26 protein-coding genes are annotated in these 26,205 nt (G+C 65.8%); 6 read left to right on the top strand and 20 right to left on the bottom strand.

What is annotated here, in order from left to right; all coding sequences use genetic code 11:
- Positions 1 to 61 precede the first annotated feature (61 nt).
- From F3J43_RS21095 to F3J43_RS21025, 15 genes are all read right to left on the bottom strand, one after another.
- Entirely contained in the window at positions 62 to 388 is a 327-nt protein-coding gene (locus F3J43_RS21095; RefSeq protein ID WP_166891486.1) for a PA3694 family proteiin, read from the bottom strand.
- Positions 385 to 1,308, bottom strand: a complete 924-nt coding sequence (locus F3J43_RS21090; RefSeq protein ID WP_166891482.1) for an alpha/beta hydrolase — start codon at positions 1,306 to 1,308, stop codon at positions 385 to 387. The genes F3J43_RS21095 and F3J43_RS21090 overlap by 4 nt, the downstream gene beginning before the upstream one ends.
- A complete protein-coding gene (locus F3J43_RS21085) occupies positions 1,280 to 2,557 on the bottom strand; it encodes a flavohemoglobin expression-modulating QEGLA motif protein (RefSeq protein WP_166891478.1) in 1,278 nt (425 codons plus the stop codon). Before F3J43_RS21085 ends, F3J43_RS21090 begins: the two co-directional genes overlap by 29 nt.
- 37 nt (positions 2,558 to 2,594) lie before the next feature.
- The gene (locus F3J43_RS21080) at positions 2,595 to 3,143 is read right to left on the bottom strand and encodes a LolA-like protein (RefSeq protein ID WP_166891474.1); all 549 of its coding nucleotides are present in this window, start codon (positions 3,141 to 3,143) and stop codon (positions 2,595 to 2,597) included.
- A gap of 29 nt (positions 3,144 to 3,172) precedes the next feature.
- Positions 3,173 to 3,877 carry a TetR/AcrR family transcriptional regulator gene (locus F3J43_RS21075; protein ID WP_166891471.1) on the bottom strand — a complete coding sequence of 235 codons (705 nt, stop codon included), beginning with the start codon at positions 3,875 to 3,877 and terminating at the stop codon, positions 3,173 to 3,175.
- A 146-nt stretch (positions 3,878 to 4,023) separates the two neighbouring features.
- Positions 4,024 to 5,526: a lysine--tRNA ligase gene (gene lysS / locus F3J43_RS21070; RefSeq protein ID WP_166891468.1), complete on the bottom strand. Its 1,503-nt coding sequence runs from the start codon at positions 5,524 to 5,526 to the stop codon at positions 4,024 to 4,026.
- A gap of 93 nt (positions 5,527 to 5,619) precedes the next feature.
- Positions 5,620 to 6,715 (bottom strand): peptide chain release factor 2 gene (gene prfB / locus F3J43_RS21065; protein ID WP_166891465.1). Its coding sequence is split into 2 segments (ribosomal slippage): positions 5,620 to 6,642 and positions 6,644 to 6,715, totalling 1,095 coding nucleotides; the frame shifts between segments, so codons are not numbered across the junction.
- A gap of 215 nt (positions 6,716 to 6,930) precedes the next feature.
- Positions 6,931 to 7,935 (bottom strand): response regulator, encoded by a 1,005-nt coding sequence (locus F3J43_RS21060; protein ID WP_166891462.1) that lies wholly within the window; start codon positions 7,933 to 7,935, stop codon positions 6,931 to 6,933.
- Positions 7,936 to 7,986: 51 nt separating this feature from the next.
- Positions 7,987 to 9,000, bottom strand: a complete 1,014-nt coding sequence (locus F3J43_RS21055; protein WP_166891459.1) for a chemotaxis response regulator protein-glutamate methylesterase — start codon at positions 8,998 to 9,000, stop codon at positions 7,987 to 7,989.
- Positions 8,997 to 11,276, bottom strand: a complete 2,280-nt coding sequence (locus tag F3J43_RS21050; protein WP_166891456.1) for a hybrid sensor histidine kinase/response regulator — start codon at positions 11,274 to 11,276, stop codon at positions 8,997 to 8,999. The genes F3J43_RS21055 and F3J43_RS21050 overlap by 4 nt, the downstream gene beginning before the upstream one ends.
- Positions 11,273 to 11,932 carry a chemotaxis protein CheW gene (locus tag F3J43_RS21045; RefSeq protein WP_166891453.1) on the bottom strand — a complete coding sequence of 220 codons (660 nt, stop codon included), beginning with the start codon at positions 11,930 to 11,932 and terminating at the stop codon, positions 11,273 to 11,275. The genes F3J43_RS21050 and F3J43_RS21045 overlap by 4 nt, the downstream gene beginning before the upstream one ends.
- Entirely contained in the window at positions 11,929 to 13,173 is a 1,245-nt protein-coding gene (locus tag F3J43_RS21040) for a CheR family methyltransferase (RefSeq protein WP_166891451.1), read from the bottom strand. The genes F3J43_RS21045 and F3J43_RS21040 overlap by 4 nt, the downstream gene beginning before the upstream one ends.
- A complete protein-coding gene (locus F3J43_RS21035) occupies positions 13,170 to 13,691 on the bottom strand; it encodes a chemotaxis protein CheW (protein WP_166891448.1) in 522 nt (173 codons plus the stop codon). The genes F3J43_RS21040 and F3J43_RS21035 overlap by 4 nt, the downstream gene beginning before the upstream one ends.
- A 5-nt stretch (positions 13,692 to 13,696) precedes the next feature.
- The gene (locus F3J43_RS21030; protein ID WP_166891445.1) at positions 13,697 to 15,319 is read right to left on the bottom strand and encodes a methyl-accepting chemotaxis protein; all 1,623 of its coding nucleotides are present in this window, start codon (positions 15,317 to 15,319) and stop codon (positions 13,697 to 13,699) included.
- A 127-nt stretch (positions 15,320 to 15,446) separates the two neighbouring features.
- Positions 15,447 to 16,136, bottom strand: a complete 690-nt coding sequence (locus F3J43_RS21025; protein ID WP_166891442.1) for a tellurite resistance TerB family protein — start codon at positions 16,134 to 16,136, stop codon at positions 15,447 to 15,449.
- 203 nt (positions 16,137 to 16,339) lie between these two features.
- On the opposite strand from F3J43_RS21025, the gene F3J43_RS21020 reads away from it, so the two are divergent.
- On the top strand, positions 16,340 to 17,764 hold the full coding sequence (locus F3J43_RS21020) for a gamma-aminobutyraldehyde dehydrogenase (RefSeq protein ID WP_166891439.1): 1,425 nt from the start codon (positions 16,340 to 16,342) through the stop codon (positions 17,762 to 17,764).
- A gap of 69 nt (positions 17,765 to 17,833) precedes the next feature.
- On the opposite strand, the gene F3J43_RS21015 is transcribed toward F3J43_RS21020, so the two are convergent.
- From F3J43_RS21015 to F3J43_RS24180, 5 genes are all read right to left on the bottom strand, one after another.
- The gene (locus F3J43_RS21015) at positions 17,834 to 18,940 is read right to left on the bottom strand and encodes an NADH:flavin oxidoreductase/NADH oxidase (RefSeq protein ID WP_166891436.1); all 1,107 of its coding nucleotides are present in this window, start codon (positions 18,938 to 18,940) and stop codon (positions 17,834 to 17,836) included.
- 137 nt (positions 18,941 to 19,077) lie between these two features.
- Positions 19,078 to 19,836: a collagen-like protein gene (locus tag F3J43_RS21010; RefSeq protein WP_166891433.1), complete on the bottom strand. Its 759-nt coding sequence runs from the start codon at positions 19,834 to 19,836 to the stop codon at positions 19,078 to 19,080.
- Positions 19,829 to 20,104 carry a DUF1145 domain-containing protein gene (locus tag F3J43_RS21005; protein WP_166891430.1) on the bottom strand — a complete coding sequence of 92 codons (276 nt, stop codon included), beginning with the start codon at positions 20,102 to 20,104 and terminating at the stop codon, positions 19,829 to 19,831. Before F3J43_RS21005 ends, F3J43_RS21010 begins: the two co-directional genes overlap by 8 nt.
- 105 nt (positions 20,105 to 20,209) lie before the next feature.
- The gene (locus tag F3J43_RS21000) at positions 20,210 to 20,929 is read right to left on the bottom strand and encodes a PA1041 family peptidoglycan-binding anchor lipoprotein (RefSeq protein ID WP_166891427.1); all 720 of its coding nucleotides are present in this window, start codon (positions 20,927 to 20,929) and stop codon (positions 20,210 to 20,212) included.
- Positions 20,930 to 21,017: 88 nt separating this feature from the next.
- Positions 21,018 to 21,707, bottom strand: a complete 690-nt coding sequence (locus F3J43_RS24180; protein ID WP_166891425.1) for a PA1041 family peptidoglycan-binding anchor lipoprotein — start codon at positions 21,705 to 21,707, stop codon at positions 21,018 to 21,020.
- Between the two features lie 159 nt (positions 21,708 to 21,866).
- Between F3J43_RS24180 and F3J43_RS20990 the strand changes: the two genes are divergently transcribed.
- The 5 genes from F3J43_RS20990 to F3J43_RS20970 all read left to right on the top strand — a co-directional run bounded on the left by F3J43_RS20990 (position 21,867) and on the right by F3J43_RS20970 (position 26,153).
- Positions 21,867 to 22,361, top strand: a complete 495-nt coding sequence (locus tag F3J43_RS20990; protein WP_166891423.1) for a DUF6231 family protein — start codon at positions 21,867 to 21,869, stop codon at positions 22,359 to 22,361.
- A 4-nt stretch (positions 22,362 to 22,365) separates the two neighbouring features.
- On the top strand, positions 22,366 to 22,842 hold the full coding sequence (locus F3J43_RS20985) for a YchJ family protein (RefSeq protein ID WP_166891421.1): 477 nt from the start codon (positions 22,366 to 22,368) through the stop codon (positions 22,840 to 22,842).
- Entirely contained in the window at positions 22,815 to 23,321 is a 507-nt protein-coding gene (locus F3J43_RS20980) for an LEA/WHy family protein (protein ID WP_205298012.1), read from the top strand. Before F3J43_RS20985 ends, F3J43_RS20980 begins: the two co-directional genes overlap by 28 nt.
- A gap of 7 nt (positions 23,322 to 23,328) precedes the next feature.
- Complete coding sequence (locus tag F3J43_RS20975) at positions 23,329 to 23,526, top strand: SEC-C metal-binding domain-containing protein (RefSeq protein WP_166891419.1); 198 nt, start codon at positions 23,329 to 23,331, stop codon at positions 23,524 to 23,526.
- Positions 23,527 to 23,717: 191 nt separating this feature from the next.
- A complete protein-coding gene (locus F3J43_RS20970; protein WP_166891417.1) occupies positions 23,718 to 26,153 on the top strand; it encodes a penicillin acylase family protein in 2,436 nt (811 codons plus the stop codon).
- The last annotated feature ends 52 nt before the right edge of the window (positions 26,154 to 26,205 follow it).

Genomic DNA, 26,205 nt, shown 5'->3' with positions numbered 1-26,205 from the left:
TCGCGGTTGGCAAACGCAAAAACGACGAGGTCCATGCGATCAAGCGCTCGTCCGACAGCGCTTACTGCACCTGCTGCGGCGTCTCCTGCCCTACGCAGCGCACCGCGCGCTTGCGGTTGTCCACCAGCACGCCGGTCAGGCCCTTCTGCTGGGTATCGAACATCACCAATACGCCATCGACGCACTGCGCCACCTGCGGTGCCGGATCCAGCGAGACCTTGTAGTCCTCGCCCGGAATGGTCTTGAGCATGGTGAAGTCCTGCAGCAGCAGGGCGTCCTCAGGCTTGGCGAAATGCAGGTAGCCGTAGTACCAGAGGGCCCCCACCGTCACGATGATGCTGCCGACGCCGGTCAGGATCAGCGGGATGGCGTTGCGTTCTTCACTCATTGCTTGTTCTTCTCGTCAGGGTAGTTTGGCACCTCGGCCAGGCGGCGCAGGCCGTTGAAGTGCGATGGGTCGTCCAGGAAGCGCAGCATCACCTGGCGCCAGATCGGGTCGGCGAAGGTCTGCACGTGGTCGCCACGGGTCAGTTGCAGCACCCGCGGAGGTGGCGCATGCCGGTACAGGCTCAGGCCGTTGTCCAGCGGCACCAGGTTGTCGTCGATGCTGTGGAAGAACAGCTTGGGCGGGCTGTCCAGACGCTCGATGGAGTGGATCGCGCTGTCGGCATCCGGCACCAGCCACGACAGTGGCACCTGCAACGGCCAGGTCATCCATGAGGTGCCCAGGGCATAACGCCCCACCGCGCGGTAACTGGCCGGCACGCCGTCGAACACCAGCGCCTGGAAGCGTCGGCGCTGCTCGGGGTGCTGCGCCAGGTAGTGGATGGCCATGGCGCCACCGAGGCTCTGGCCCAGCAGCACTCGTGGCTTGCCTTGCGCCTGCGGAACCTGGTCCAGCCAGTCCAGTGCCGCCGCGATATCACCATAGACTTCAGGCAGCATCGGCGTCCCCTGGGACAGACCATAGCCGCGGTAGTCGATCATCAGTACCTGATAGCCTTCTTTCGGCAGCCAGTAGCTGGCCCCCAGATGCCAGGCCAGATTGCCGCCGTTGCCATGCAGGTGCAGCACGGTGCCCTTGACCTCGGTGCCTTCCGGCACCGGCAGCCACCAACCGTGCAGGCGAGTACCGTCGGCGGCGACGAGGGTCAGGTCCTGGTACGGCAGGTGGGCTTGCGCCGGGGTGAACGGCTGGCCGGGTTCGGGATAGAACAGCAGGCTGCTGCAGCCGCCCAGCAGCAACAAGCCGAGGCCAAGGGCGAAGTGACGGCAGGCGTCAGAGAATGTTCGCGTAGTCGGCTTCAATGCGGTCCAGGCTCAGGTGGTTGAGGAAGTTGGAGAAACACATCCAGGCCGACAGCGCATTGAGGTCGCGGAATTGTTCCGGCAGGTACTTGGGCGGCTCCACCAGCCCTTCTTCGACCAGCTGGCGCAGCGTGCGCATGTCTTCCAGGGTGGTCTTGCCGCAGAACAGCAGCGGAATCTGTTCCAGCTTGCCCTTCTTCACGGCCAACTGAATGTAGTTGTAAACCATGATGAAGCCCTTGAGGTAGGACAAGTCCTTGGTAAATGGCAGCCCATTGGGCACCGAACCACGGAACACCCGGCTGGCGTTGCTGTAGCTCTGGCTCATCTCGAAGCCCTGGCCACGGAAGAATTCGAAGACCTGCAGGAAGTCCGCGCCCTCCTCGACCATGTGGATCGCCCGGGTGCGGTTGGTGAGCTTGCGCAGGCGGCTAGGGTAGGAGGCGAAGGCGATCACCTCCATGAGAATCGCCAGCCCTTCCTGGGTTACCGTCGACGAGGGCGGCCCCTTGGCCAGGAAGGTGCAGATCGGCTGGTTCAGGCCATTGAGCGTGGTGCCGACGTGCACCAGCCCCTCATGGACCTCCAGTGCCCGCACGTCCCGGCTGTTGAACATGGCATCGGCGCGAACCTTGATGTAGTCGGCACCCGCCGCGGCATCGGCGACGATACCGTCGGACTCGAACACGCGGATGGTCTCCTCGGCCTCGCCGAACACCTTGTTCAGGCGGCGCTGAAGGATCTCCACGGCCTCCTTGGCGGTGAGGTTCTTTGGTTCATCCTTGAGGTCGCCCCGGCCGTCGATGTTGTTCAGGTAGTCCGAGAGCATCAGGCCCAGGTCGGCCAGGGTCGGGTCCCCGGCATGGAAGGCATCCGAAGCGGCCCCGTACAGCTCCTGGGAAATCAGGCCGAAGTCGTCGGTGCCACGTGCCTCGAGCATGCGCACGACCATGCGGTACTCCCTGCACATCCGCCGCATGATCTGCCCGACCGGGTTGAACTGGCCCAGCTGGCGGGTGATATCACGCTCGATGCTCTGGAACTCGGCCTTCAGCGAGCTGGCGTCGAACGACAGCGGACGGCTCTGGTAGTAGGCACGGTCGACTGCGGGTGGCTCCTTGCCCTTGGCCTTGAGAAAGCCCTGGCGAATGCCATCGTCCCACTTGACCGCGTCGAGCACGCGGATCGGGGTTTGCGCGGCGACGATACGGTCGGACAAGCTGCGGATGGTTTGCTGGTATTCGTCCACCGAGGACTCCTTGCGTTCGAATGGGCCCGGTTCGCTGCTATCTGGCGGAGCGCTGGAAACGCGCCGCCTCGACGAACAGGTCGGAGTTGGCCGGGTCGTCCAGGTAGGCCAGGACCCGCTCGGTCGGGCTGTCGATCAGCACGCCCTCGCCGTTGTCGTCCGCTGCCTGGGTACTGCGCCCGCTCAGTTCCTTGTTATCCAGCGCTTGGCGCACCTGCTCGACATCGAGGTTGTAGACCACCAGTTGCTTGCCGTCGATCACCTCGAAGCCGCCGATCACGAAGTTGCCGCCCAGGCGCTTGGGCACGCCAGCCGACAGGTACCAGCGGTTGCCATGGCGGGCGACGGTGAAGGTGTATTCTTCCGGGGCCTTGCCCTGGCTGCGGGCGATGGCCTTGTAGGTATTGCCGCCACCGCGGCTGATGTCCAGTTGCAATGGCTGGCCCCAGGCGTCCTTGCTGCTCCACTGCCCCAGCAAGGCCTTGGGCGCCGGCTGATTGGCGGCCAGCGGCTCGTCGAAGGTCACCAGACAACCGCCCAGCAGCAGGAATGACAAGGTCAACAACACCACACGCCAGGCTTTCATCAGGTTCTCCTTGAAAATTCGTTCACGGCTCAAGCCGTGGCCAGCACCATCTGCAGATACCGGACAAGGATAGCGAGCATCTGCCCGTCGGCCTGCATGTTCGCATCCTTGAGCAGGCCCTGATACTCCATCTGCTCGATGATCGCCGTCAACATCCGGGCATCCTGCTCGGGCTGGCGCGACCCCACCACCTGCAACATCTGCCGGGCACCATGCAGCAGGATCTGCTCATGGGCGCACACCAGCTCGGCCAGGCGCGGGCACAGCAGCGCCTCCTGGCGGAAGGCCTGCTCGGCCATGAGGAAGTCACGACGGTTGTGCAACTGGCGCATGACGTAGTCCGCGGTCATCTGCGCCACCTGGTCGACCAGCCGCGCCCTCGCCTGCGGGCTGCCGTCGCCCTGGGCGAGCAACTGGCGCAACAGCACTTCGGTGTTGGCCCACAGCTTGGCCAGGTGGGCGGCGCTGCGTTCGACGTACTGGGCGAAGGTGTCGGCCAGCAGGTCCTGGATATCCTTGAAGTAGTAGGTGGTGGCCGAAAGCGGTACGCCGGCCTCGGCGGCCACCGCTCGGTGGCGCACGCCACGCACGCCGTCACGCACGACAATGCGCATGGCGGCGTCGAGGATCTGCTGGCGACGCTGTTCGCTGCCTTGACGGGCGGTCTTGCGACCCTGGTACTGCACGCTTTCGGCGACGGCGGTGGCGATGCCGGCGGCGCCTTGCTGGGCCATTGCGGGTGTCACTGGGGGTTACCTCATGGACAGTGGTATGCCTGTGCCGGCCTGTTTGCGGGACAAGCCCGCGAACAGGCCAGGATCGACAACATAAAGCTTCGGACATGAAAAAGCCGCCTCGAAAGGCGGCTTGTTCACATCACTCAGGCCTGTGGGCGCATGTGCGGGAACAGGATCACGTCGCGAATCGACGGCGAGTTGGTCAGCAACATCACCAGGCGGTCGATACCGATGCCTTCACCGGCAGTCGGCGGCATGCCGTATTCCAGGGCGCGGACGAAATCGGCGTCGTAGTGCATGGCTTCGTCGTCACCGGCGTCCTTCTCGGCTACCTGGGCGAGGAAGCGCTCGGCCTGGTCTTCGGCGTCATTGAGCTCGGAGTAGGCGTTGGCGATTTCGCGGCCACCGATGAACAGCTCGAAGCGGTCGGTCACGGCCGGGTTGTCGTCGTTGCGGCGGGCCAGTGGCGAGACTTCGAACGGGTACTCGGTGATGAAGTGCGGCTGCTCCAGCTTGTGCTCGACCAGTTCCTCGAAAATCATCACCTGCAACTTGCCCAGGCCTTCATGGCCCAGCACCTTGGCGCCGGCCTTCTTGGCGATGTCACGGGCACGGTCGACGTCCTGCAGGTCGGCGGCGGTCAGTTCCGGGTTGTACTTGAGGATCGAGTCGAACACCGACAGGCGGGCGAACGGCTCGCCGAAGTGGAACACCTTGTCGCCGTACGGCACATCGGTGGTGCCCAGTACCAGCTGCGCCAGCTCGCGGAACAGTTCCTCGGTGAGGTCCATGTTGTCGCGGTAGTCGGCGTAGGCCTGGTAGAACTCGAGCATGGTGAATTCAGGGTTGTGACGAGTCGAAACACCTTCGTTACGGAAGTTGCGGTTGATCTCGAACACTTTTTCGAAGCCGCCGACCACCAGGCGCTTGAGGTACAGCTCCGGCGCGATGCGCAGGAACATGGCCATGTCCAGGGCGTTGTGGTGGGTTTCGAACGGCTTGGCCGCGGCGCCGCCCGGGATGGTCTGCAGCATCGGCGTCTCGACTTCGAGGAAATCGCGCTCGATGAGGAACTTGCGGATGTGCGAGATTACCTGCGAACGCACACGGAAGGTGTGACGGGTTTCCTCGTTGACCATCAGGTCGACGTAGCGCTGGCGATAGCGCTGTTCGGTGTCGGTCAGGCCGTGGTGCTTGTCCGGCAGCGGGCGCAGCGACTTGGTCAGCAGGCGCACGTCGGTCATCTCGACGTACAGGTCGCCCTTTCCGGAACGGGCCAGGGTACCTTCGGCGCTGATGATGTCGCCCAGGTCCCAGGTCTTGACCGCGGCCAGGGTTTCCTCCGGCAGGGTCTTGCGGTTGACGTAGACCTGGATACGGCCGGTCATGTCCTGGATGACCATGAACGAGCCACGGTTGAGCATGATGCGACCGGCAACCTTGACCGGGATCGCGGCTGCTTCCAGCTCTTCCTTGGTCTTGTCCGCGTACTGCTTCTGCAGATCGTTGCAGTAGCTGTCGCGACGGAAGTCGTTGGGGAAGGCGTTGCCCTTGGCGCGCTCGGCGGCAAGCTTTTCCTTGCGCAGGGCGATCAGGGCATTTTCTTCCTGTTGCAGGTCTTGCGATTCGGTCTTGAGGTCGCTCATGTCGTCATTCTTTCCATCAGGTATTCGTTGCCCCACACAGGTGAGGAATCGCGGAGCAAGCCCGCTCCCACGGGTTTGCCGCCGCTTGGATGCTCAGAGCCCCTGCTTGAGGCTCGCTTCCAGGTACTGGTCGAGGTCACCGTCCAGAACCTTCTGGCAGTCGCTGCGCTCGACGCCGGTCCGCAGGTCCTTGATGCGCGAGTCGTCGAGCACGTAGGAGCGGATCTGGTGCCCCCAGCCGATGTCCGACTTGCTGTCTTCCAGGGCCTGGGAGGCGGCGTTGCGTTTCTGCATTTCCAGCTCGTACAACTTGGCCCGCAGCATTTTCATGGCGGTGTCCTTGTTGGCGTGCTGCGAGCGTTCGTTCTGGCAAGCCACCACGGTGTTGGTCGGCACGTGAGTGATACGCACCGCCGAGTCGGTGGTGTTCACGTGCTGACCGCCGGCACCGGAGGAACGATAGGTATCGATGCGCAGGTCGGACGGGTTGATCTCGATCTCGACCTTGTCGTCGATCTCGGGGGACACGAACACCGCCGAGAACGACGTGTGGCGACGGGCGCCGGAGTCGAACGGGCTCTTGCGCACCAGGCGGTGCACGCCGATCTCGGTACGCAGCCAACCGAAGGCGTACTCGCCCTTGATGTGCACGGTGGCGCCCTTGATACCAGCGACTTCACCTTCGGAGAGTTCGATGATGGTGGCGTCGAAGCCGCGCTTGTCGGCCCAGCGCAGGTACATGCGCAGCAGGATGTTGGCCCAGTCCTGGGCCTCGGTGCCGCCGGAGCCGGCCTGGATGTCCAGGTAGGCGTTGTTCATGTCCATCTCGCCGCTGAACATGCGACGGAACTCGAGCTGGGCCAGTTTTTCTTCCAGGCCTTCCAGTTCGGTCACGACGTCGCCGACGGCGCCTTCGTCATTTTCCTCGACGGCCATGTCGAGCAGGTCCTGGCAGTCGGCCAGGCCACCGGACAACTTGTCCAGCGTCTCGACGACCTGCGCCAGCATGGCACGCTCTCGGCCCAAGGCCTGGGCGTACTCAGGCTTGTTCCAGACGTTGGGGTCTTCCAGCTCGCGGTTTACTTCGACCAGACGATCAGCTTTGTGATCGTAGTCAAAGATACCCCCGAATGGACTGGGAACGCTCGGTGAGGTCCTTGATGGTGTTCAGGATCGGTTGGATTTCCATGGGCGGGCAGCTCTCGTGCGAATTCGGTGAAAAGCCCGCGAGTATAACCGAGTCTGGGGTATGGCGGCAGACCCACCGGGCGGTATGACGATATTCAGCTGGAGCGCCGCTGATGCTGCCCCAAGCTTGTCTCCCGTTCAGTTGGCGATAGCTGCGCCATCCCAGGCGAAGCCTGCCTCCTCGGTGCAGCCGAGCGAGCGAGGCCCGCAGTAGCGTCAAGCAATCCCGACCTGGTTACGCCCGCTGTTCTTGGCCTGGTACAACCCCTTGTCCGCCGCCGAGATCAACTGCCGGCAATGGCTGCCAACCGCCGGTGTCAAGGTTGCCAGGCCAATGCTCACGGTCAGGTGCGAAGCCGCGTCGGGCACGGTATGGGCAATGTTCAACCCCATGATCGTCTGCCGCAGTTTCTCGGCGATCAACCGCGCGCCCCCCGGCGAGGTGTTCGGCAGCACCAGGGCGAACTCCTCGCCACCATAGCGCGCCGGCAGGTCGGTCGGCCGCGAGCAGCAACCTCGAATCGCCTCGGCCACCTGGCGCAGGGCCTCGTCGCCGGCCAGGTGGCCGAAACTGTCATTGAATGCCTTGAAGTAGTCGACATCGACCATCAGCATCGACAATTGCTGCTGCTCGCGGATCGACCGCCGCCACTCCAGCTCCAGGTACTCGTCGAAGTGCCGACGGTTGGACAGCCCCGTGAGGCCGTCGGAGTTCATCAGCCGCTGCAGCATCAGGTTGGTGTCGAGCAACTGCTGCTGGCTGACGCGCAAGGCCCGGTAGGCCTCGTCACGCTGCAACAGCGTCAAATAGGAACGCGAGTGATAGCGGATACGCGCCACCAGTTCGATGTTGTCGGGCAACTTGACCAGGTAGTCGTTGGCCCCCGCCGCGAAGGCCGCGCTCTTGACCAGCGGATCCTCCTTGGTCGACAGGACGATGATCGGAATGTCCTGGGTGGCCGGGTTGTTGCGGTACTCGCGTACCAGGCTCAGGCCATCCAGGCCAGGCATGATCAGGTCCTGCAAGATCACCGTGGGCTTGATGCGCATGGCCTGGGCCACTGCCTGGTGCGGGTCGGCGCAGAAATGGAAGTCGATGTTCTCTTCGTGGGCCAGGCCACGCCGCACCGCTTCGCCGATCATCGCCTGATCGTCTACCAGCAGGACCATCGCCGCACTTTCGTTGATGGTCGTGAAACCTTCGATTGGTAGATCATTCATCCCTAGTCACCCGATCACAGCCGGCCAGGCGGCGTGGCTCAATACATGTCGTCATTTCGAATAGATTTCCATCAGTCGCCCGGCAATCCGCTCCAGCGCGTGGATCTCCACCGCCGCACCGATCGCCGCTGCCGCCTTGGGCATGCCGTACACCGCGCAACTCTGCTGGTCCTGGGCAATCGTCAGGAAACCCTGCTCACGCATCATCTTCAGGCCCTGGGCACCATCGCGCCCCATGCCGGTGAGCAGCACGCCCACCGCGTCACCGGACCAATAGCGCGCCACGCTCTCGAAGAACACGTCGATCGAGGGCCGGTAGATTTCGTTGACCGGCTCGGCAGTGTAGGCCAGTTCACCGCCCTTGAGCAGGCGGATATGGTGGTTGGTCCCGGCCAGCAGCACCTGCCCGGGCTGAGGCGGCTCGCCTTGGCGGGCCAGGCGCACGGGCAGGCCAGATGCGCTGCTGAGCCATTCGGCCATGCCGGCAGCGAACACCTGGTCGACATGCTGGACCAGCACAATGGCTGCCGGGAACGTGCGTGGCAACCCCTTGAGCAGCACCTCGAGCGCCGCCGGGCCACCCGCCGACGAGCCGATGGCCACCAGGCCACGGCGCTGCGAAGCCTCGCGCAAAGGCGCGGACACCGTCCTTGGCAGGCTGGGCCGTTGCTGGCCGATCAACCAGCCGATGTTGAGAATCTTGCGCAGCAGCGGCGCGGCGGCCTCGCGGGCATCGCCGGCACCCAGCGCCGGGGTGTCGACCACATCCAGGGCGCCATGACCCATGGCTTCGAACACCCGGTGCACGTTCTGCTTGCGGTCGACCGTGACGATGACAATGGCACATGGCGTCTCGGCCATGATCCGCCGGGTCGCCTCGACGCCATCCATCACCGGCATGATCAGATCCATCAGGATAAGGTCCGGAGTCTGCTCGGCACAGCGTCTGACCGCCTCGGCGCCATCGCTGGCGACCCACACGACCTGGTGCGCCGGTTCTAAAGCCAACGCCCGGCGCAAGGCCTCCACGGCCATGGGCATGTCGTTGACGATGGCGATCTTCATCCCTGGGCACCTCCGATCAGCTCCACGACCGCATCCAGCAACGCATCGTCATGGAAGCTGGCCTTGGCCAAATAGTAGTCGGCCCCGGCATCCAGGCCACGACGCCGGTCCTCTTCCCGGTCCTTGTAAGACACCACCATGACCGGCAGCGATTGCAGCCGGTGGTCTCGGCGCACCAGGGTGACCAGTTCGATACCGTCCATGCGCGGCATGTCGATATCGGTGATCAGCAAGTCGAAATCCTCGCTGCGCAGGGCGTTCCAGCCGTCCATGCCGTCCACCGCCACCGCGACTTCGTAACCCCGGTTGCCCAGCAGCTTGCGCTGCAGCTCGCGCACGGTGAGCGAATCGTCGACTACCAGCACTCGCTTGCGTGGCACGCCCTTGCCAGACTTGCCGCTACGCTCGATACGCTCCAGGCGGCCGGTGCTGAGCAGCTTGTCCACCGAGCGCAGCAGGTCCTCGACGTCGATGATCAGCACCACCGAACCGTCGTCGAGCAACGCCCCGGCGGAGATGTCCTGGATCTTGCCCAGGCGCGGGTCGAGTGGCATCACCACCAGCACCCGCTCGCCGACCAGGCGCTCGACGGCCACACCGTAGAGCTGATCGCGCTCGCGGATCACCACCACCTGCAGGCCCTGGCCCTCATCCTGCGCAGAGGGCCGGTTGAGCAGCTGGCTGGCGGCGACCAGGCCGATATGTCGGTCCTCGTGCCAGAAGTGCTGGCGCCCCTCGACCTGGACGATGGCCTCGGCCGGCACTTCGAGGGTGCGCTCGATATGGGCCAGGGGGAAGGCATAGGCCTCGCCGCCCACCTCGACCACCAGGCTGCGCACCACCGACAAGGTCAGCGGCACCTCCAGGTGGAAGCAGCAGCCCTGCCCCGCCACCTGGGTCAACTCGATCGACCCACGCAGCTCGCGCACCATGTGCTGCACCGCATCGAGACCGACGCCCCGCCCGGACACCTCGGTGACCGTGTCGCGCAGGCTGAAACCGGGCAGGAACAGGAAGGTCAGCAGCTCCGCCTCGCTCATCTGCGCCACGGTCTCGGCCGGCGACAGGGCGCGCTCGACGATGCTCTGGCGCAGGCGCTCCAGGTCGATACCGGCACCGTCATCGGACAATTCGAGGATCAGCAACCCGGCCTGGTGCGAGGCGCGCAGGCGCACCGTACCTTCGTCAGGCTTGCCCGCCAGCAGCCGCCGCTCAGGCAACTCGATGCCATGGTCGACGGCATTGCGCAGCAGGTGCGTCAGCGGCGCCTCGAGACGCTCCAGCACATCGCGGTCGACCTGGGTCTTCTCGCCCTCGACCACCAGCTGTACCGGCTTGCCCAGTGAACGGCCAAGGTCGCGCACCATGCGACTTTGCCCGGTCAGCACGTCGGCGAACGGGCGCATGCGGCAGGCCAGCGCGGTGTCGTACAGCAACTGTGCCCGCTGGCTGGCCTGCCAGCCGAACTCGTCGAGATCGGCGGCCTGCTGCAGCAGGATCCGCTGGGTTTCGCCGAGCAACTGCTGGGTTTGCGCCAGGGCATCGAGCACTTCCAGGCTCTGCCCGCTTTCCTCCAGCTGGGTCTTGAGCCCGTCCAGCGCGCGCATGCCCTGGCCATGCATGCGCTTGAGGCGCTGCAGGGTGGCGAGGTAAGGCTTCAGACGCTGGGTCTCGACCAGTGACTTGCTCGACAGGTCGAGCAGGCTGTTGAGGCGATCGGCGGTAACCCGCAGCACCCGCTCGCCGCCTTCGCCGGTGCGCTTGCCAGGCTTGCGCGATGCCACGGTTTCAGGTTCGGCTTCGCTCACAGGCGCGAACTCAGCCGGTGGCGCCTGCACCACAGGCATCGCGGGGATGACAGGCACGGCTGGCACTGTCGCAGCCGCAAGCGGATCCAGCAGCGCCGCCAGTTGGGCGAGAAACGCCGGCACCGCAGCTTCGCTGTCCTGCTCGCCGGGGGTGGCGATCCGCATCAGCAGGTCGGTCCCCTGCAGCAACGCGTCGATATGCTCCGCGCGCAACAGCAGCCGCCCTTCCTGCGCGGCCACCAGGCAATCCTCCATCACATGGGCGACGCTGACCCCGGCATCGATGCCAACGATCCGCGCGGCCCCCTTGAGCGAGTGCGCCGCACGCATGCAGGCCTCGAGCTGGTCAGGTTGCGCCGGATTGCGCTCCAGTGCCATGAGGCCCGCGCTGAGCACCTGAGTCTGCGCTTCGGCCTCCAGGCTGAACAGCTCGAGCAGCGACGCGTCGCGCATTTGCTCCGGGGTCATGACAGGCTCCGCTTCACGGCTTGCAATAGGTGTTGTTCATCCAGCACGCGCACACTGCGCCCACGCCACTGCAGCACCGCGGCGGTGAAGTGGACGGCGTCGCGCCCTTCCTGCAGCAGCGCCGGGTCCAGGCGATGGATGCCGTCGATCTCATCCACCGGCATCACCACCGGGCCGCCCTCGGCAGCCAGGATCAGCATGCGCGGGAGCACCCGCCCGGCACGTTCGCCGCTCGACTCGCCAGGCACGTTCAACAGATCGGCCAGCGACAGGCAAGGCACCAGCGCGCCGCGCACATTGGCCACTCCCTGCAATACTCGCGAACGCTGGTGTGGCAACGAATGCATGGACTGCAACGGCGCGATCTCGGCCAGACAGGCGGTGGCCAGGCCAAGCCACTCCTCGCCGAGGCGGAACAGCAGCATGGAGCGGCCAAGCGCCACCTCGGCCTGCGCTGGCGCATCGACATCGTCGTCCAGCACTTGGGCGTAACGGTCCAGCAGCCGGGTGGCCGCCGCGGCGTACACCTCACAGTTGCGACAATGGATATGCCGCTCCAGCAGCGGACACTGCTTGTTGCCATGGACACCAATACGGTTCCAGCAATCGTCGATGAGCGCGTCATCGCCAGCGATCAGTTGCATGTCGTGGTTCATCGTTCAGGCTCCCGTCCCGCCCTTGCCGCACGCTCCTGCAGGCGCCGCGCACCTGCCGCGTCGCCCTGGGAGGCCAGCAGCGCAGCCAGGTGTGCCAGGGCCTCGGGATGCTGGGGTTCGAGATAGAGCACCTTGCGGTAATGGATGATGGCCTGGGCGGCATCGCCCGCGGTGTCGCTGAGCAGGCCCAGCCAGTAGTAGACCTGCGCCCTGGGCGCGAACTGGCGCAGATAGCGCTCGCAACTGGCCCGGGCCTGCTCGCTCTGGCCACTGTTGGCCTGCTGGGCAATGGCTGCCAGCAATTGCGCTTCGCTTTCCCGCGACGCAGGCGCCTTCGACGGCACGGCAACGCCAGGACGGCTGGCACGCGGCGGCAACGGTCGGACCCTCGCCGCTATCGGCAGTGGACGCGCGCTGGGCGGCGGCAAGGCCGTCATCGTCGGCAACGGTTCCTGGCGAACGTAGGCGAACGACTGGGCGATTCCCAATGGACGCATGCCCAAACGTGCCAGCAGGCTGCCCTCGGCCGGCCCGATGAACAGCACGCCCTGGGCGTGGGTCAGGCGCTTGAGCACCTCGAACACCCGTTGCTGGGTCGGTACGTCGAAATAGATCAACAGGTTGCGGCAGAACACGAAATCGTACAGGCCCTCGCGACTGGCCAAGGCCGGGTCCAGCACATTGCCGGCCTGCAGGCTGACCTGCTGACGCACCCGTTCGTTCAGCCGATGGGTCTCGCCATGGGCGCTGAAGTGCCGTTGGCGAAATGCCAGCTCGCTGCCACGGAAAGAATTGCGCCCGTACTCCGCCTGCTGCGCCCGCGCAACGGAGTTGGGGCTGATATCGATGCCATCGACGCGAAACGCCTCGCTGCTCACACCACCGTCGAGCAGCGCCATGGCGATCGAATACGGCTCTTCGCCGGTCGAGCACGGCAGACTGAGAATCCGCAGCGGCCGCGCGCCGGCCAGCTCGGCCACGCGTTTGTGGGCCAGCCCGACCAACGCCGTGAACGACTCCGGGTAGCGGAAGAACCAGGTCTCGGGAACGATCACCGCCTCGATCAGCGCCTGCTGTTCGGCGCCGGACTGCTGCAGGCGCAGCCAGTAGTCATCGAAGTCATCGGCCTGCGCGACAACACAGCGCTGACGCAGCGCGCGCTCGACCATGGGCGCACCGACCGACTCGACGTCCAGGCCGATGCGCTCCTGCAGAAAACGAAAGAAACGCTGCAGGCTCATGTCGGCGCCTGCCCAGGCTCTGGCGGATACAGCAACTGGCGCACTGTGTCCGGCAGCAGGTCGTCGATGCGGATGCGCTGCACCAGTCCCTGGCCGTCCTGGCGCACCGGCCCCAGGTAGGGCGCGTTGTCATTGTCCAGGCCATAGGGCTGGAACTCGTGCTCCGGGCAACGCAGGGTGTCGGTGGCTTGCTCGAGCACCAGGCCCAGGGGCAGATCAGGGCGCAGCGGGTCGCCACGGTAGTGCACCAGCACCAGGCGCGTGCTGCTGCGCGATGGCGCGGGGCTGCCGAAACTCAGGGCCGACAGGTCGATCACCGGAACCAGCGCGCCACGATGGGCCAGCACACCGGCGACCCAGGCCGGGGCCTGGGCGATCGGCTTGAGCGCCCGCCGCGGCAAGACCTCGAGCACTTCGCGCACATCCAGGGCGAAACGCTGCTCGGCGATGCTGAACTGCAGGTAGAGCACGCCCTTGTCGGTGGCCACGCGGTCCTCGCGAGGATGCAAGACGTTCATCGGCGTCAGACTTTGAAGCGCGACACACCGCCACGCAGGCCGGTGGCCACCTGGCTCAGTTCGTCGATGGCGAAGCTGGCCTGTCGTAGCGACTCCACGGTCTGGGTGCTGGCATCGCTGAGCTGGGCCAGGGCCTGGTTGATCTGCTCGGCGCCGGTGGCCTGGGCCTGCATGCCCTCGTTGACCATCAACACCCGCGGTGCCAGTGCCTGGACCTGGTGGATGATCTGGCTGAGCTGTTCGCCCACCTGCTGCACCTCGGACATGCCGCGGCGCACTTCTTCGGAAAACTTGTCCATGCCCATCACCCCGGCCGACACCGCCGACTGGATCTCGCGAACCATCTGCTCGATATCGTAGGTGGCCACTGCAGTCTGGTCAGCCAGGCGGCGCACTTCGGTAGCCACCACGGCGAACCCACGGCCGTACTCGCCGGCCTTTTCCGCCTCGATGGCCGCGTTCAGCGACAACAGGTTGGTCTGGTCGGCGACCTTGACGATGGTGACCACCACCTGGTTGATGTTGCTGGCCTTCTCGTTGAGGATCGCCAGCTTGGCGTTGACCAGGTCGGCGGCGCCCATCACCTGGTGCATGGTCTCCTCCATGCGCGCCAGGCCCTGCTGGCCAGCACCCGCCAGGTTCGAGGCGAGGTCGGCGGACGAGGTGACCTCGGTCATGGTCCGCACCAGGTCACGGGATGTGGCGGCAATCTCCCGCGAGGTGGCACCGATCTCGGTGGTGGTCGCGGCGGTCTCGGTGGCGGTGGCCTGTTGCTGCTTGGACGTGGCGGCAATTTCGGTGACCGACGTGGTCACTTGCACCGACGAGCGCTGGGCCTGGGCCACCAGGTTGGCCAGCGACTCGGCCATCTCGTTGAAGCCGCCCTCGATGGCGCCGAACTCGTCCTTGCGATCCAGGCTCAGGCGCATGCTCAGGTCACCGGAACGCAGCCGGTCGAGGGCATGGACGATGCGCTGCATCGGCGCGGTGATCGCCCGCATCAGCAGCAGGCCACAGACGCCAGCGGCAATGATCGCCAGCAGCAGCGAAACGACCATGCTGCCCTTGGCGGTGGTCACCGCGCTGACGATCTCGTTGGTGGCGTTGTCGGCCGACTCGCGGTTGCGGTCGATCACGCCATTCAGGTGCTTGCGACCATCGACCCAGGCCGGCGTCAGCACTTCGCCGATCAGGCGCTGCGCTTCGGCATAGTTCTTCTGCCGGTAGGCGTCGAGCACCTGGTTGACGCTCTTGACGTAGTTATCTTCAAGAAGGGTGAACTGATCGAAGGAGCGCTGGTCATCCTTGTCCTTGATCGTCGCCTGGTAGCTGGCCATGTGCTGCTTGAGGCGATCCTCGAAACTCTTGAACAGTTCCATGTCGGCGCTGGTGATCTCGCGATGGTTCGACAGCCCCACCAACTGCTGGCTGGTGACATAGCTGTCGACCCAGGCGCTGCGGATCATCGAGCTGTAGTAGACGCCGGGGATGCTGTCGGACCCTACCGCCTCCTCGCTGGCCTCGATCGCCACCAGCCGCGAATAGGCGGCCACGATCATCAGCAGCATGATGGCGATGATCACGGCGAAACTTGCCAGGATCCGTTGGCGCAAGGTCCAGTTCTTCACATTCAGCCCTCAGGAATTCAATACGAGCGGGAAAATCGCCGAAGTATAGCCCAGGCGCCCTACGCATTTGCGGCTGAATTCAGGTGGCTTCAGGCGTCCTTGCCTATTGCTGTGGCCAAATGACAGTTCATTGATCCGCGACAAGCCGGACCTGGTCCTCGAGTTCCTGGCGCAGCACCGGGTCAAGGCGCAGCTGGCGGGCCAGTTCGTCGAGGTAGGCGCGCTCCATGAAATGCGCCTGGTCGACCATCATCACGCTGGCCAGGTACATTTCGGCGGCCATCTCTGGCGTCTGCGCGGCACGCGCCACCTCGGCCGGGTCCAGGGGCTTGTTCAACTCCGCGTGCAACCAGGCCTGCAGTTCGCGATCCCCGTCCAGACGGCTGAACTCGCCCTCGATCAGCGCCCGCTCGCGCTCGTCGATGTGGCCGTCGGCCTTGGCCGCCGCCACCAGCGCCTGCAATACCGCCTGGCTATGCCGCTCGGCCTCGACCGGCGGCAGGCGATCCAGCGTCTGCGGCGCCTGGGCGTCCGCGCCCTGGCGCGCCTGCCAGTTGCCATAGGCTTTGAAGGCGAGCACACCGAGGGCGGCCAGGCCACCGTAGGTCAATGCCTTGCCACCGTACTTGCGGGCTTTCTTGCTGCCCAGCAGCAGGCCCATCGCGCTGGCGGCAAGCGCACCACCGCCAGCCCCGGACAACATGTTGCCAAGGCTGCCGCCGGCAGTGGGCTTGCCGGAACTGCGCGGGTCGAGCGAATCGCCCAGCAGCGCCTGGCCGGATTTGAGCAACTGGTCGAGCAAGCCACGGGTATTCATCTGGAAGGTCTCCACAGTGTGCAAAGAGGCCAGAAGAGTAGGCCGGCACGCCGCTTTCGCCACCAGGGCAAGTGCTTCCGGATGTTGCATCGGCGGACGGGGAAAACGGACTAGACTCGACCACGCCAATACGCCGCCGCAGCCCGGCCCAGCCTTGCAAGGCCAGACGCAACGACGGCAAACGCCCCGGAAGGAGTCCCGACATGCAAAACCGAATGCTGATAAACGGTCGCCTGGTCAGTGGCGAAGGGCCGACCTGGACCGTGCTCGACCCAGCCAGCGGCAGCGCCCTGGCACAGATCGCCGAAGCCACCGAGGCCCAGGTCGATGCCGCCGTGCGCGCCGCCGACCTGGCCTTTGCGGGCTGGTCACAAACCACGCCAAAGGAGCGCGCCAGCGCATTGCTGGCCATCGCCACGCAAATCGAGACCCATGGCGAAGCACTGGCCCGCCTGGAGTCGGATAACTGCGGCAAGCCATTCAGCGCGGCGCTCAACGACGAAATCCCGGCGATCGCCGACGTGTTCCGCTACTTCGCTGGCGCGGCCCGCTGCCTGGGCGGCTCGGCCGCCGGCGAGTACCTGCCGGGACACACCTCGATGATCCGCCGCGATCCCTTGGGCGTGGTCGCCTCCATCGCGCCATGGAACTATCCGCTGATGATGCTGGCCTGGAAGATCGCGCCAGCGCTGGCCGCTGGCAACACCGTGGTGATCAAGCCTTCGGAGCTGACCCCGCTGACCGCCCTGCGCCTTGGCGAACTGATCCAGGCACTGCTGCCGGCCGGGGTGCTCAACATTCTGTTTGGCCGCGGCCAGAGCGTCGGCAACCCGCTGGTAACCCATCCCAAGGTGCGCATGGTCTCGTTGACCGGTTCGATTCCCACAGGTGCGCACATCATCGGCGCCACCGCCAACAGCGTGAAACGCATGCACATGGAACTGGGCGGCAAGGCCCCGGTGCTGGTGTTCGACGATGCCGACCTCGACGCCGTCATCGACGGCATACGCACCTTCGGTTTCTACAATGCCGGACAGGACTGCACCGCAGCCTGCCGCCTGTACGTGCAGGACGGCATCTACGAACGCTTCGTCGAGCGCCTGGGCGAGGCCGTGGCCAGCATCAAGGCCGGCCCGCAGCACGCGCCGGACACCGAGCTCGGCCCGCTGATCAGCGCCCAGCACCGCGACAAGGTGGCCGGCCTGGTGCAGCGCGCCATTGCCCAGCCACACATCCGCCTGGTCACCGGTGGCAAGGCTATCCCCGGCGACGGCTTCTTCTTCGAGCCAACGGTGCTTGCCGACGCCCAGCAGGACGACGAGATCGTCCGTCACGAAGTGTTCGGCCCAGTAGTCTCGGTCACTCGTTTCAACGACGAGGCCCAGGCGCTGGAGTGGGCCAACGACTCCGACTACGGCCTCGCCTCGTCGGTATGGACCCGCGACACTGGCCGCGCCCATCGCCTGGCTGCACGCCTGCAGTATGGCTGCACCTGGGTCAACACCCACTTCATGCTGGTCAGCGAGATGCCTCACGGAGGGCAGAAGCACTCCGGATACGGCAAGGACATGTCGATGTACGGGCTGGAGGACTACACCTGCGTGCGGCATGTGATGTTCAAGCACTGATGCCGCTACGGCCAGGAGTCGCCATGGATGGGGCCAGGGCAGGCCCCATCCGGATAGCCCGGCGCTGGTTCAGTCGCGCAGGTCGGACTCATGGATCGGGTTGGCGCGGCTGGTCGCCCGCTGGTACTGGGCCGGCCAGGTGGCCTTGTTGCCACCCAGGTCATCGTCGGCATGCAACGGCCAGTACGGATCACGCAACAACTCGCGGGCGAGGAAGATCAGGTCGGCCTGACCGGTGCGCAAGATGTGCTCGGCCTGCGCCGGTTCGGTAATCATGCCGACGGTACCGGTGGCGATTTCCGACTCCTTGCGTACCCGTTCGGCAAAGCGCGTCTGGTAGCCGGGCCCCGTCGGTATCTCGGCATTGACCGAGGTGCCGCCCGATGACACATCGATCAGGTCGACACCCAGTACCCGCAGCCGACGCGCAAGCTCGACCGTCTCGTCCGGATTCCAGCCATCCTCTACCCAGTCGGTGGCCGAGACCCGCACGAACAACGGCAACGCTTTCGGCCAGACCTGGCGTACCGCCTCGACCACCTGCAGGGTCAGGCGGATACGGTTTTCGAAACAACTGCCATAGTCGTCACGACGCTGGTTGCTCAGGGGCGAAAGAAACTGGTGCAGCAAGTACCCGTGGGCAGCATGGATTTCCACCACCTTGAAACCCGCCTGCTCGGCACGCCGGGCAGCCGCGACGAAGGCGGCGACCACCCCCTGGATCTCCTCGCTGCTCAGTTCGCGCGGAGGCGTATGCTGCGGGTCGAAGGCGATCTTCGACGGCCCGACCGGCTGCCAGCCGCCTTCCTCGGGCTTGACGCTGCCCTGCTTGCCGAGCCAGGGGCGATGGGTACTGGCCTTGCGCCCGGCATGGGCGAGCTGGATACCGGGCACGGCGCCCTGAGCGCTGATGAAGCGGGTAATGCGTTGCAACGGCAGGATCTGCTCGTCATTCCACAACCCGAGATCCTCGGCGGTAATTCGCCCGTCGGCGGTGACGGCGACGGCCTCGCTGATCACCAGGCCGGCGCCACCGACCGCGCGACTGCCCAGGTGCACCAGGTGCCAGTCGTTGGCCAGGCCGTCGACCGAGGAGTACTGGCACATGGGGGAAACGGCGATGCGGTTGGGCAGGGTCAGCTGACGCAGGGTGTATGGCTCAAGCAGCAGGCTCATGAGGGCACCTCCCAAGGACTCCAATGGTGGTCCGGTCCGGGCACTCATGATGGAACTGGGTCCGGTACCGGTGCTTTCAGACTAGACCATCGGGCCGTCGGCTGTTCGGGCAAGGCACGAACCTGCCGCCGCGACGATCACAGGCGCTGGATGATCAACTCCCCTGCGGCCCCCGCCAGGCCTGGCTGCCCTGGTTGGCCCGGACGGCCATTGGCGCCGGCATCGGTGCTGTACACCAGGCAGCCCTTGCTGGCACCACCATGCCCCGCCTTGCCAGCCGCCCCCGGCTTGCCCGGTGCGCCGCCCTCGAGACGGACGCTGATCCGTTCAGGGGGAAAGTCTTGCGGTACGCTCAGGCGCACCCGGCCACCGGCAGCGCCATCATGGCCGTTGCCACCGTCATCGCCATTGGCGCCACGGCTGGCCTGGCCCCAGGTGCAACCACCCGGCGTGCCATTGCCGCCGTCGAGGCCGACATAGCCCGGTGCGCCGGCGCCGCCACGGGCATCGATCGCCAGGCGCTCGGCCTCCAGCGCCGCCAGGCGCAGGTCCAGATTGCGCCCTGGGCGGGCGGGCCGCTCGAAGTTGCCAGGCGCCCCAGGGGCGCTGATTTCGCTGCCCTCGGCCAGGTAGGCGGAGATCGCCTCGATGCGCAGGTCATCTGCGGCCGGGGCGATGGCAATGCGTGCGTCACGGCCCAACTCGAGCCGGTCGATCTTCAGCTCGGTCAATGTGGCCGGCAGCAGCAACGTGCCCGAATCGGCGATACGCAGGTGCTCCAGGTGCACGCTGGCCGACTTGTTGGCCAGGCGCAGCATCGAATGGGCCGCCACATCGAGGGACTCGGCCTGGGCCATGGGGGTGGCCAGCGCGGCCAGCAACATCAATTTACGCATGGCTGGACGCCTCCTGCGGCCGAGGAATGGACATGACATGGAAAATACCGGTCAGCAGGATCTGCAAGCGGTCGAACCAACGATGGCTGCGCCCGCGCAAACTGCCATTGAAGAACAGCACCTCGAGCATGTGCAGTGCCAGCAGCGCGATACCTGCGGCATTGATCAACAGATTGAACGGCAGCGGCTGCGGCATGAACAGATTGACCAGCACCACCCACCAGAACACCACCGTCAGGGCCTTGCCCAGGCCCAGGATGAACGTCATACCCCGCCCCCATGACTTGTTGTCTTGTTGTTATGTCGGCGCGGCCCGTTCGAGCGGACCGCGCCGGCAACAGTAACCCCTGCGCAGGGGCGTGCGCCAGTGGCCTCAGTTGAGGTGCAGTTCCACCCGTCGGTTGTGCGCGCGACCTTCCTCGGTATCGTTGTCGGCCACCGGCTGGCGCTCCCCGAGCCCCTGACTGGTCACCTTGTTCGGCATCAGTCCTTGGCTGATCAGGTACTCGGCGACACTGGCGGCACGGCGCTCGGACAATGCCTGGTTGTAACTGTCGGAGCCGACGCTGTCGGTATGGCCGATGACCTTGACACTGGTCACTGCCGGGTCGTTGAGCTTGTCCACCAGGCTGTGCAGGCGCTGCTGTGCCCCGGGCATCAGCTCAGCGGAGTTGAAGGCGAACAGCACCTGTCCCTGATCGTCGAGGGTGATCACCTCGGGTGTCGCGGCGGGCTCGGGTCGCGGGCTGGAGGCCGGGTAGCGCGGCAATGGACAACCCATGTGGTCCACCGGCGTGCCGGCCGGTGTGTCCGGGCAGCGATCGCGACGGTCGAACACGCCGTCACCGTCTTCGTCGCCATCCTGGGCAAAGCAGATCAAGCCACCGGCAATGGCCCCGGCGACACCGCCACCGGCAGCCCAACCGGAACTTTCGATGGCCCCCAGACCACCGCCGACCAAGCCGCCAAGCAGGCTGCAGATGGGCCAGGTCCTCTGATTGAGTGGCGCGCTGCCATCGCTGTGGGTCGCGCAGCCTGCAAGCAGGCCCGTGACCACCACCAGCGGCAGTGCCGCCTTCGACAAAACACTCATGCTGAATGCTCCTGTGTCACCCACCGCTATCGATCCCCCGGAGTAAAGACGCGCCCGCGCCACTTCTCAAGGCGCGGGCACGCGACCGTCAGCGCTGGATCTTGATCTCGGTGCGACGGTTCATGGCACGTCCTTCGGCCGTGGCGTTGTCGGCAACCGGCTGCGATTCCCCGGCACCGACCACGGAGACGAAGCTGGCGCGCGGTACGCCGCTCTCGACCAGGTAGTGCACCACCGAGTGGGCACGGCGCTCGGAGAGCTTCTGGTTGTAGCGGTCGGAACCGACACTGTCGGTGTGCCCGGTCACGCTCAGGCGCGCGCTCGGGGCCTCTTTCTTCAAGCGCGTGGCGACCGTGTTGAGGCGTTCCTTGTCGGCGCCGGTCAGGCGGGCAGAGTTGAACTCGAAGCGCACGTCACGGATGACGATGACCTCCTCCTTCTGCACCATCACCTCCTCGACCACCGGCGGCGGCAACGGGCAGCCATTGGCGTCGACCTGTACCCCGCGCGGCGTGCCAGGGCACTTGTCGCGGCTGTCGGGCACGCCATCGCCGTCCTCGTCGCCATCGCCATGGGACCAACAGTAGCCCGCCGCCAGGCCGCCACCGAGCAAGGCGCCCCAGCCCGCCCAGCTGGAGCTCTCGATGGCGCCCAGGGCCGCGCCACCCACGCCGCCGGCCAAGGCGCACTTGGGCCAGTCTGTCTTCTGCAAACCTGCACAACCAGTCAACACACTGGTGAGCAGAACCAGGGGTATCGCTGTGCGTACGATGCTCATCTTGTTGCTTCTCCTTGGAGGATCGGTGCAAAACCGATGCTCTGGGAGTAAAGACCGCCCGTCAGCGCTCTGCCAGCACGCCGCCATCACGCGACCGCGTGCCTCTTTGCCTGAGTGTCTGGGACCGCTAGTCTTGAGCGATCTGAACGAGGAATGGCAATGACCGACGCTTTCTCCCGACGTACCCCACAGCAGGCCCTGGCCGCCCTGCTCGAGCGCTTCACCCCGCGCCACCTGCTGTTGGTCGGCAGCCGTTTCCCAGCCCTCGAGGCCTTCGCCGCCGCCCACCCGGACACCCGCATCGACGTGGCCGCCCCCGGTCCGCTACCTGCCGGGCTGGCTGCCCAGCGCTTCGACCTGGCACTGCTGGTCGACTGCCTGGAACACCTGCCCAAACGCACCGGCCTGGAACTGCTGGGCGGCATCCGCAACCTCAACGCCAGCCGCGTCGCCGTGCTGGCCGACCTGAGCGCCTGCAACTGGCAGGCCACCGATTTCTTTGCCCTGGCGCTGTCAGCCAACGAGAAATTCCAGCGTGACGAGCAGGTATTGAGTTTGTTCACCTATGATCTGCATGACTACAAACAGGTCCCGGACTGGCTCAACGCCCGGTTCTGGGCCAATCCGGAAAACTTTGGCAAGTACTGGTGGTGATTCAATGAGTGTCTCGGTCTGCCCATGCGGCAGTGGCAACCTGCTCGACGCCTGCTGCGGGCATTTTCACGCCGGCACTGCGGCGCCGGATGCACGGACGCTGATGCGCTCGCGCTACAGCGCCTATGTGCTGGGCCTGGTGGACTACCTGGTGGCCACGACCCTGCCGGCCCAGCAGGCAGGGCTGGACCGCGCCGGCATGGCTGCCTGGAGCGCCCAGAGCACCTGGCTGGGGCTGGAGGTGGAAAGCGCCGAGGTGTTCGGTGGCCAGCCCGAACACGCCTTCGTCACCTTCACCGCGCGCTGGCACGACCTGGAGGGCGATCACCAGCACCGTGAGCGCTCGGCTTTCGTCCAGCACGGCGGGCGCTGGTACTTCATCGACCCGACCGTGGCGCTGAAGGCCGGACGCAATGACCCCTGTCCCTGCGGCAGCGGACAGAAGTTCAAGAAGTGCTGCGCCAGCTACCTGGGCAACTGAGCATGCGCGCCCTGGCCCGCCTGTTCGTCCTTGGCCTGCTGCTGAGCGGGCTGGCGGGCTGCGCCAGCTGGGGCGACAGCGACTGGCGCCAACCCGAGGTACACCTGGTGAAGGTGGAAAAGGTCAGGATGAACCTGCACCAGCAGGAGTTCGTCCTGCACCTGCGGGTCGTCAACCCCAACGACGAACGTCTGTTCATCCGCACCCTCGCCTACACGCTGCAGCTCGACGACCTGGTGCTGGCCCAGGATGAAGCCAGCCTGTGGCGCAGCGTCGGCGGCCATGCCCGGCGCACGTTCAAGATCACCGCGCGGACCAACCTCTGGCAGCACCTCAAGCCCCTGGCGAAACTGCTGCGCAGCAAGCAACCGCTGCAGTACCACCTGCAAGGCGAACTGGCCACCGGACTGATCATCCATCAGGACCTGCACTTGACACGCAGTGGTGAGATAATCCCCGGCGATCTTAAACCGGAGTAATCCCGCAATGACCCAGCAACCCCATGTCCATGGCCCCGACTGCGACCACGGTCACGACCATCATCACGACCACGGCCATGTGCACGGCCCGCACTGCAACCACGGCCACCAGGAGCCGGTGCGCAACGCCCTGAAGGACGTTGGCCGCAACGACCCTTGCCCGTGCGGCAGCCAGAAGAAATTCAAGAAGTGCCACGGCGCGTAATGCAGCCTTGAGCGGCAGGCTCCGAGCCACAAGCAGAAACAGACGCGCTTTTCTCTGGCTGCTTGCTGCTCGCAGCTTGCCGCTGCCCACCATTCGTAAATAAAGCACCTCCGGCACCTTGCACGGCGACTGCGCGCTCACTACCTTAGCGCCTTTCACAACCCCGCCACGCCCTGCAGGAGCCTAGTCTCATGGCCGCCCCCGTCCTACCTTCGATTCGTCCCCGCTTCGGCAGTGCCGCGGCGTTGCTTGGCACGCTCGCGCTGACCGGCTGCCAGATGGGCGGCTACCAGGACAGCGTGCCACCCACCACGGGCGTGCAACCGCTCAAGGGCCTGGCCCAGAACGTATCCGTGCGCCGTAATGCCATGGGCGCCGCGCTGATCGAGAGCAGCAGTTTCCATGATGCGCTGTTCAGCCTCGGCTATGTGCACGCGGGCGATCGCATCGAGCAGATGGTCGCCATGCGCCTGCTGGCCCAGGGGCGCCTGGCCGAACTGGCCGGCGCCGAGGCACTGGACATCGACCGCCTGATGCGCGCCGCCAACCTCAAGCAGAGCGCCGGCCAGCTCTACGCCGACGCCTCGCCCAGGCTGAAACGCTTCTTCGAGGTCTACGCGCGCGGGGTCAACGCCTACCTGTTCCGCTACCGCGACAAGCTGCCGGCGGAGCTGGCACGCAGCGGCTATCGCCCGGAATACTGGAAACCCGAGGACTCGGCGCTGATCTTCAGCCTGTATGCCTTCAGCCAGTCGGTGAACCTGCAGGAAGAACTCTCGGCCCTGACCCTGGCGCAGAAAGTCGGCACCGACAAGCTGGCCTGGTTGCTGCCCAGCGCTCCCGATGAGCCGTTGGCCGAAACCGAGGCAGACAAGCTCAAGGGCCTGAACCTGGCCAGCCAGTTGCCAGGACTGGGCGCGCTTGCCGCCAGCGGGCAGAAACTGGCCGACCTCGGCCTGCTGGGCAATCCAGGTTCGTCGAACCTGGCCCTGGCGCCGCAACGCAGCCGCAGCGGTAAAAGCCTGCTGGCCAGCGACAGCCGTGCCACCTGGGCCCTGAGCCCGGTGCAGATCCATACCAGCCGCTACCAGGTCGCCGGGCTGTCGCTGCCCGGCCTGCCGATCGTGCTGGCCGGCTACAACGGCAAGCTGGCCTGGAGCGCCAGCGCGGTCATGGCCGACAATCAGGATCTGTTCCTCGAGCAGGTGCGTCGCCAGGGCAGCCAGCTCAGCTACCTCGCCGACGGCAAGTGGCAGCCCGCCCGCGCCCGCAGCGAAACCTTCTTCGTCCGCGGCCAGCGCCCCCTGCGCGAAGTGCTGTACGACACCCGCCACGGTACCTTGCTGCCGGGCCATGGCAGCCTGGCCCTGGCCCTGCACCTGCCGCAACTCAAGGATGACCGCAGCCTGGACGCGCTGTTCGACCTGACCCGTGCCAGCAACATCGAGCGGGCCTTCGACGACACCCGCGAGGTCGGCGCGGCGGCGCTCAACTTCGTGTTCGCCGAGCCCGGGCACATCGGCTGGCAGGTCAGCGGCCGCTACCCGAACCGCCGGGAAGGCCAGGGTCTGCTGCCCTCGCCAGGCTGGGACGGGCGCTATGACTGGGACGGCTATGCCGACGCCATGCTCCACCCTTACGACCAGGATCCCCCCAGCGGCTTCATCGGCCACGCCAACCAGCGCAGCCTGCCCAAGGGCTACGGCATGCAACTGTCGAGCACCTGGTACTACCCCGAGCGTGCCGAGCGCCTGGCCCAGCTGGCCGGCAACGGCCGCCACGACAGCCGCAGCCTGATGGCCCTGCAGAACGACCAAGTCACGCCGCTGGCGGGCAAGCTCAAGCAGATGTTCGAGGCGCCTGGCATGGCCCAGCCGCTCAAGCAAGCCATCGATGCCCTGCCCGCCGGCCAGCGCGACAAGGCGCGCGAAGCCCTGACCCGACTCAAGGCCTTCGACGGCCGTCTGAGCCCGGTGTCGGCCGATGCCGCGCTCTACGAACTGTTCCTGCGGGAAGTCACCCGACAGACTTTCCTCGACGAGCTTGGCCCCGAGTCCAGCCCAGCCTGGCAGGCCTTCGTCGGCAATGCCCAGCTCTCCTACTCGGCCCAGGCCGATCATCTGCTCGGCCGTGAGGACAGCCCGTTCTGGGATGACCGCGGCACCGCACAGAAGGAAGACAAACCCGCCATCCTCGCCCGCAGCCTGGCTGGCGCGGTGGACGCCGGCATCGCCCGGTTGGGTGCCGACCGCCGTACCTGGCAATGGGGGCAGTTGCACCAGTACCACTGGCCGGCACCGAACTACCATGGCCTGGGTGACAACATCAGCCGCTCGCCAGTGGCCGCCGGTGGTGACTTCAGTACCCTGGCCCTGACCCCCTACGCCTGGGGCAACGACTTCGACACCCATCTGCCGGCCTCGGCACGGATGATCGTCGACTTCGGCCAGGCCGAGCCGCTGCAGGTGCTGACCAGCAGCGGTCAGTCCGGCAATCCGGCCAGCCGCCATTACAGCGACGGTCTGGATGCCTGGCTCAAGGGACGGTTCGTGAGCCTGCCCCTGCAACCACAGAATTTCGCCCGGACGTATGGCAGCCAACGCCTTACCCTGGTGCCGGGCAAGTAAACATCTGGACCTGCAGAAGCCGCCCGAGGGGCGGCTTTTTCATGCTCGATCA

This window comes from Pantoea sp. Cy-639 (assembly GCF_011752525.1).
GTDB lineage: Bacteria > Pseudomonadota > Gammaproteobacteria > Pseudomonadales > Pseudomonadaceae > Aquipseudomonas.
The sequence above is the reverse complement of the archived record's forward strand: the minus strand, read 5'-3'. Positions and strand labels throughout refer to the sequence as shown.

What these genes read in the sequence shown, in the direction of transcription:
- F3J43_RS21095 (WP_166891486.1), bottom strand. Translation starts at nt 388, where the DNA reads ATGAGTGAAGAACGCAACGCCATCCCGCTGATCCTGACCGGCGTCGGC.
- F3J43_RS21080 (WP_166891474.1), bottom strand. Translation starts at nt 3,143, where the DNA reads ATGAAAGCCTGGCGTGTGGTGTTGTTGACCTTGTCATTCCTGCTGCTG.
- F3J43_RS21075 (WP_166891471.1), bottom strand. Translation starts at nt 3,877, where the DNA reads ATGGCCCAGCAAGGCGCCGCCGGCATCGCCACCGCCGTCGCCGAAAGC.
- lysS (WP_166891468.1), bottom strand. Translation starts at nt 5,526, where the DNA reads ATGAGCGACCTCAAGACCGAATCGCAAGACCTGCAACAGGAAGAAAAT.
- F3J43_RS21060 (WP_166891462.1), bottom strand. Translation starts at nt 7,935, where the DNA reads ATGAATGATCTACCAATCGAAGGTTTCACGACCATCAACGAAAGTGCG.
- F3J43_RS21055 (WP_166891459.1), bottom strand. Translation starts at nt 9,000, where the DNA reads ATGAAGATCGCCATCGTCAACGACATGCCCATGGCCGTGGAGGCCTTG.
- F3J43_RS21050 (WP_166891456.1), bottom strand. Translation starts at nt 11,276, where the DNA reads ATGACCCCGGAGCAAATGCGCGACGCGTCGCTGCTCGAGCTGTTCAGC.
- F3J43_RS21045 (WP_166891453.1), bottom strand. Translation starts at nt 11,932, where the DNA reads ATGAACCACGACATGCAACTGATCGCTGGCGATGACGCGCTCATCGAC.
- F3J43_RS21040 (WP_166891451.1), bottom strand. Translation starts at nt 13,173, where the DNA reads ATGAGCCTGCAGCGTTTCTTTCGTTTTCTGCAGGAGCGCATCGGCCTG.
- F3J43_RS21035 (WP_166891448.1), bottom strand. Translation starts at nt 13,691, where the DNA reads ATGAACGTCTTGCATCCTCGCGAGGACCGCGTGGCCACCGACAAGGGC.
- F3J43_RS21025 (WP_166891442.1), bottom strand. Translation starts at nt 16,136, where the DNA reads ATGAATACCCGTGGCTTGCTCGACCAGTTGCTCAAATCCGGCCAGGCG.
- F3J43_RS21020 (WP_166891439.1), top strand. Translation starts at nt 16,340, where the DNA reads ATGCAAAACCGAATGCTGATAAACGGTCGCCTGGTCAGTGGCGAAGGG.
- F3J43_RS21015 (WP_166891436.1), bottom strand. Translation starts at nt 18,940, where the DNA reads ATGAGCCTGCTGCTTGAGCCATACACCCTGCGTCAGCTGACCCTGCCC.
- F3J43_RS21010 (WP_166891433.1), bottom strand. Translation starts at nt 19,836, where the DNA reads ATGCGTAAATTGATGTTGCTGGCCGCGCTGGCCACCCCCATGGCCCAG.
- F3J43_RS21005 (WP_166891430.1), bottom strand. Translation starts at nt 20,104, where the DNA reads ATGACGTTCATCCTGGGCCTGGGCAAGGCCCTGACGGTGGTGTTCTGG.
- F3J43_RS21000 (WP_166891427.1), bottom strand. Translation starts at nt 20,929, where the DNA reads ATGAGTGTTTTGTCGAAGGCGGCACTGCCGCTGGTGGTGGTCACGGGC.
- F3J43_RS24180 (WP_166891425.1), bottom strand. Translation starts at nt 21,707, where the DNA reads ATGAGCATCGTACGCACAGCGATACCCCTGGTTCTGCTCACCAGTGTG.
- F3J43_RS20990 (WP_166891423.1), top strand. Translation starts at nt 21,867, where the DNA reads ATGACCGACGCTTTCTCCCGACGTACCCCACAGCAGGCCCTGGCCGCC.
- F3J43_RS20985 (WP_166891421.1), top strand. Translation starts at nt 22,366, where the DNA reads ATGAGTGTCTCGGTCTGCCCATGCGGCAGTGGCAACCTGCTCGACGCC.
- F3J43_RS20975 (WP_166891419.1), top strand. Translation starts at nt 23,329, where the DNA reads ATGACCCAGCAACCCCATGTCCATGGCCCCGACTGCGACCACGGTCAC.
- F3J43_RS20970 (WP_166891417.1), top strand. Translation starts at nt 23,718, where the DNA reads ATGGCCGCCCCCGTCCTACCTTCGATTCGTCCCCGCTTCGGCAGTGCC.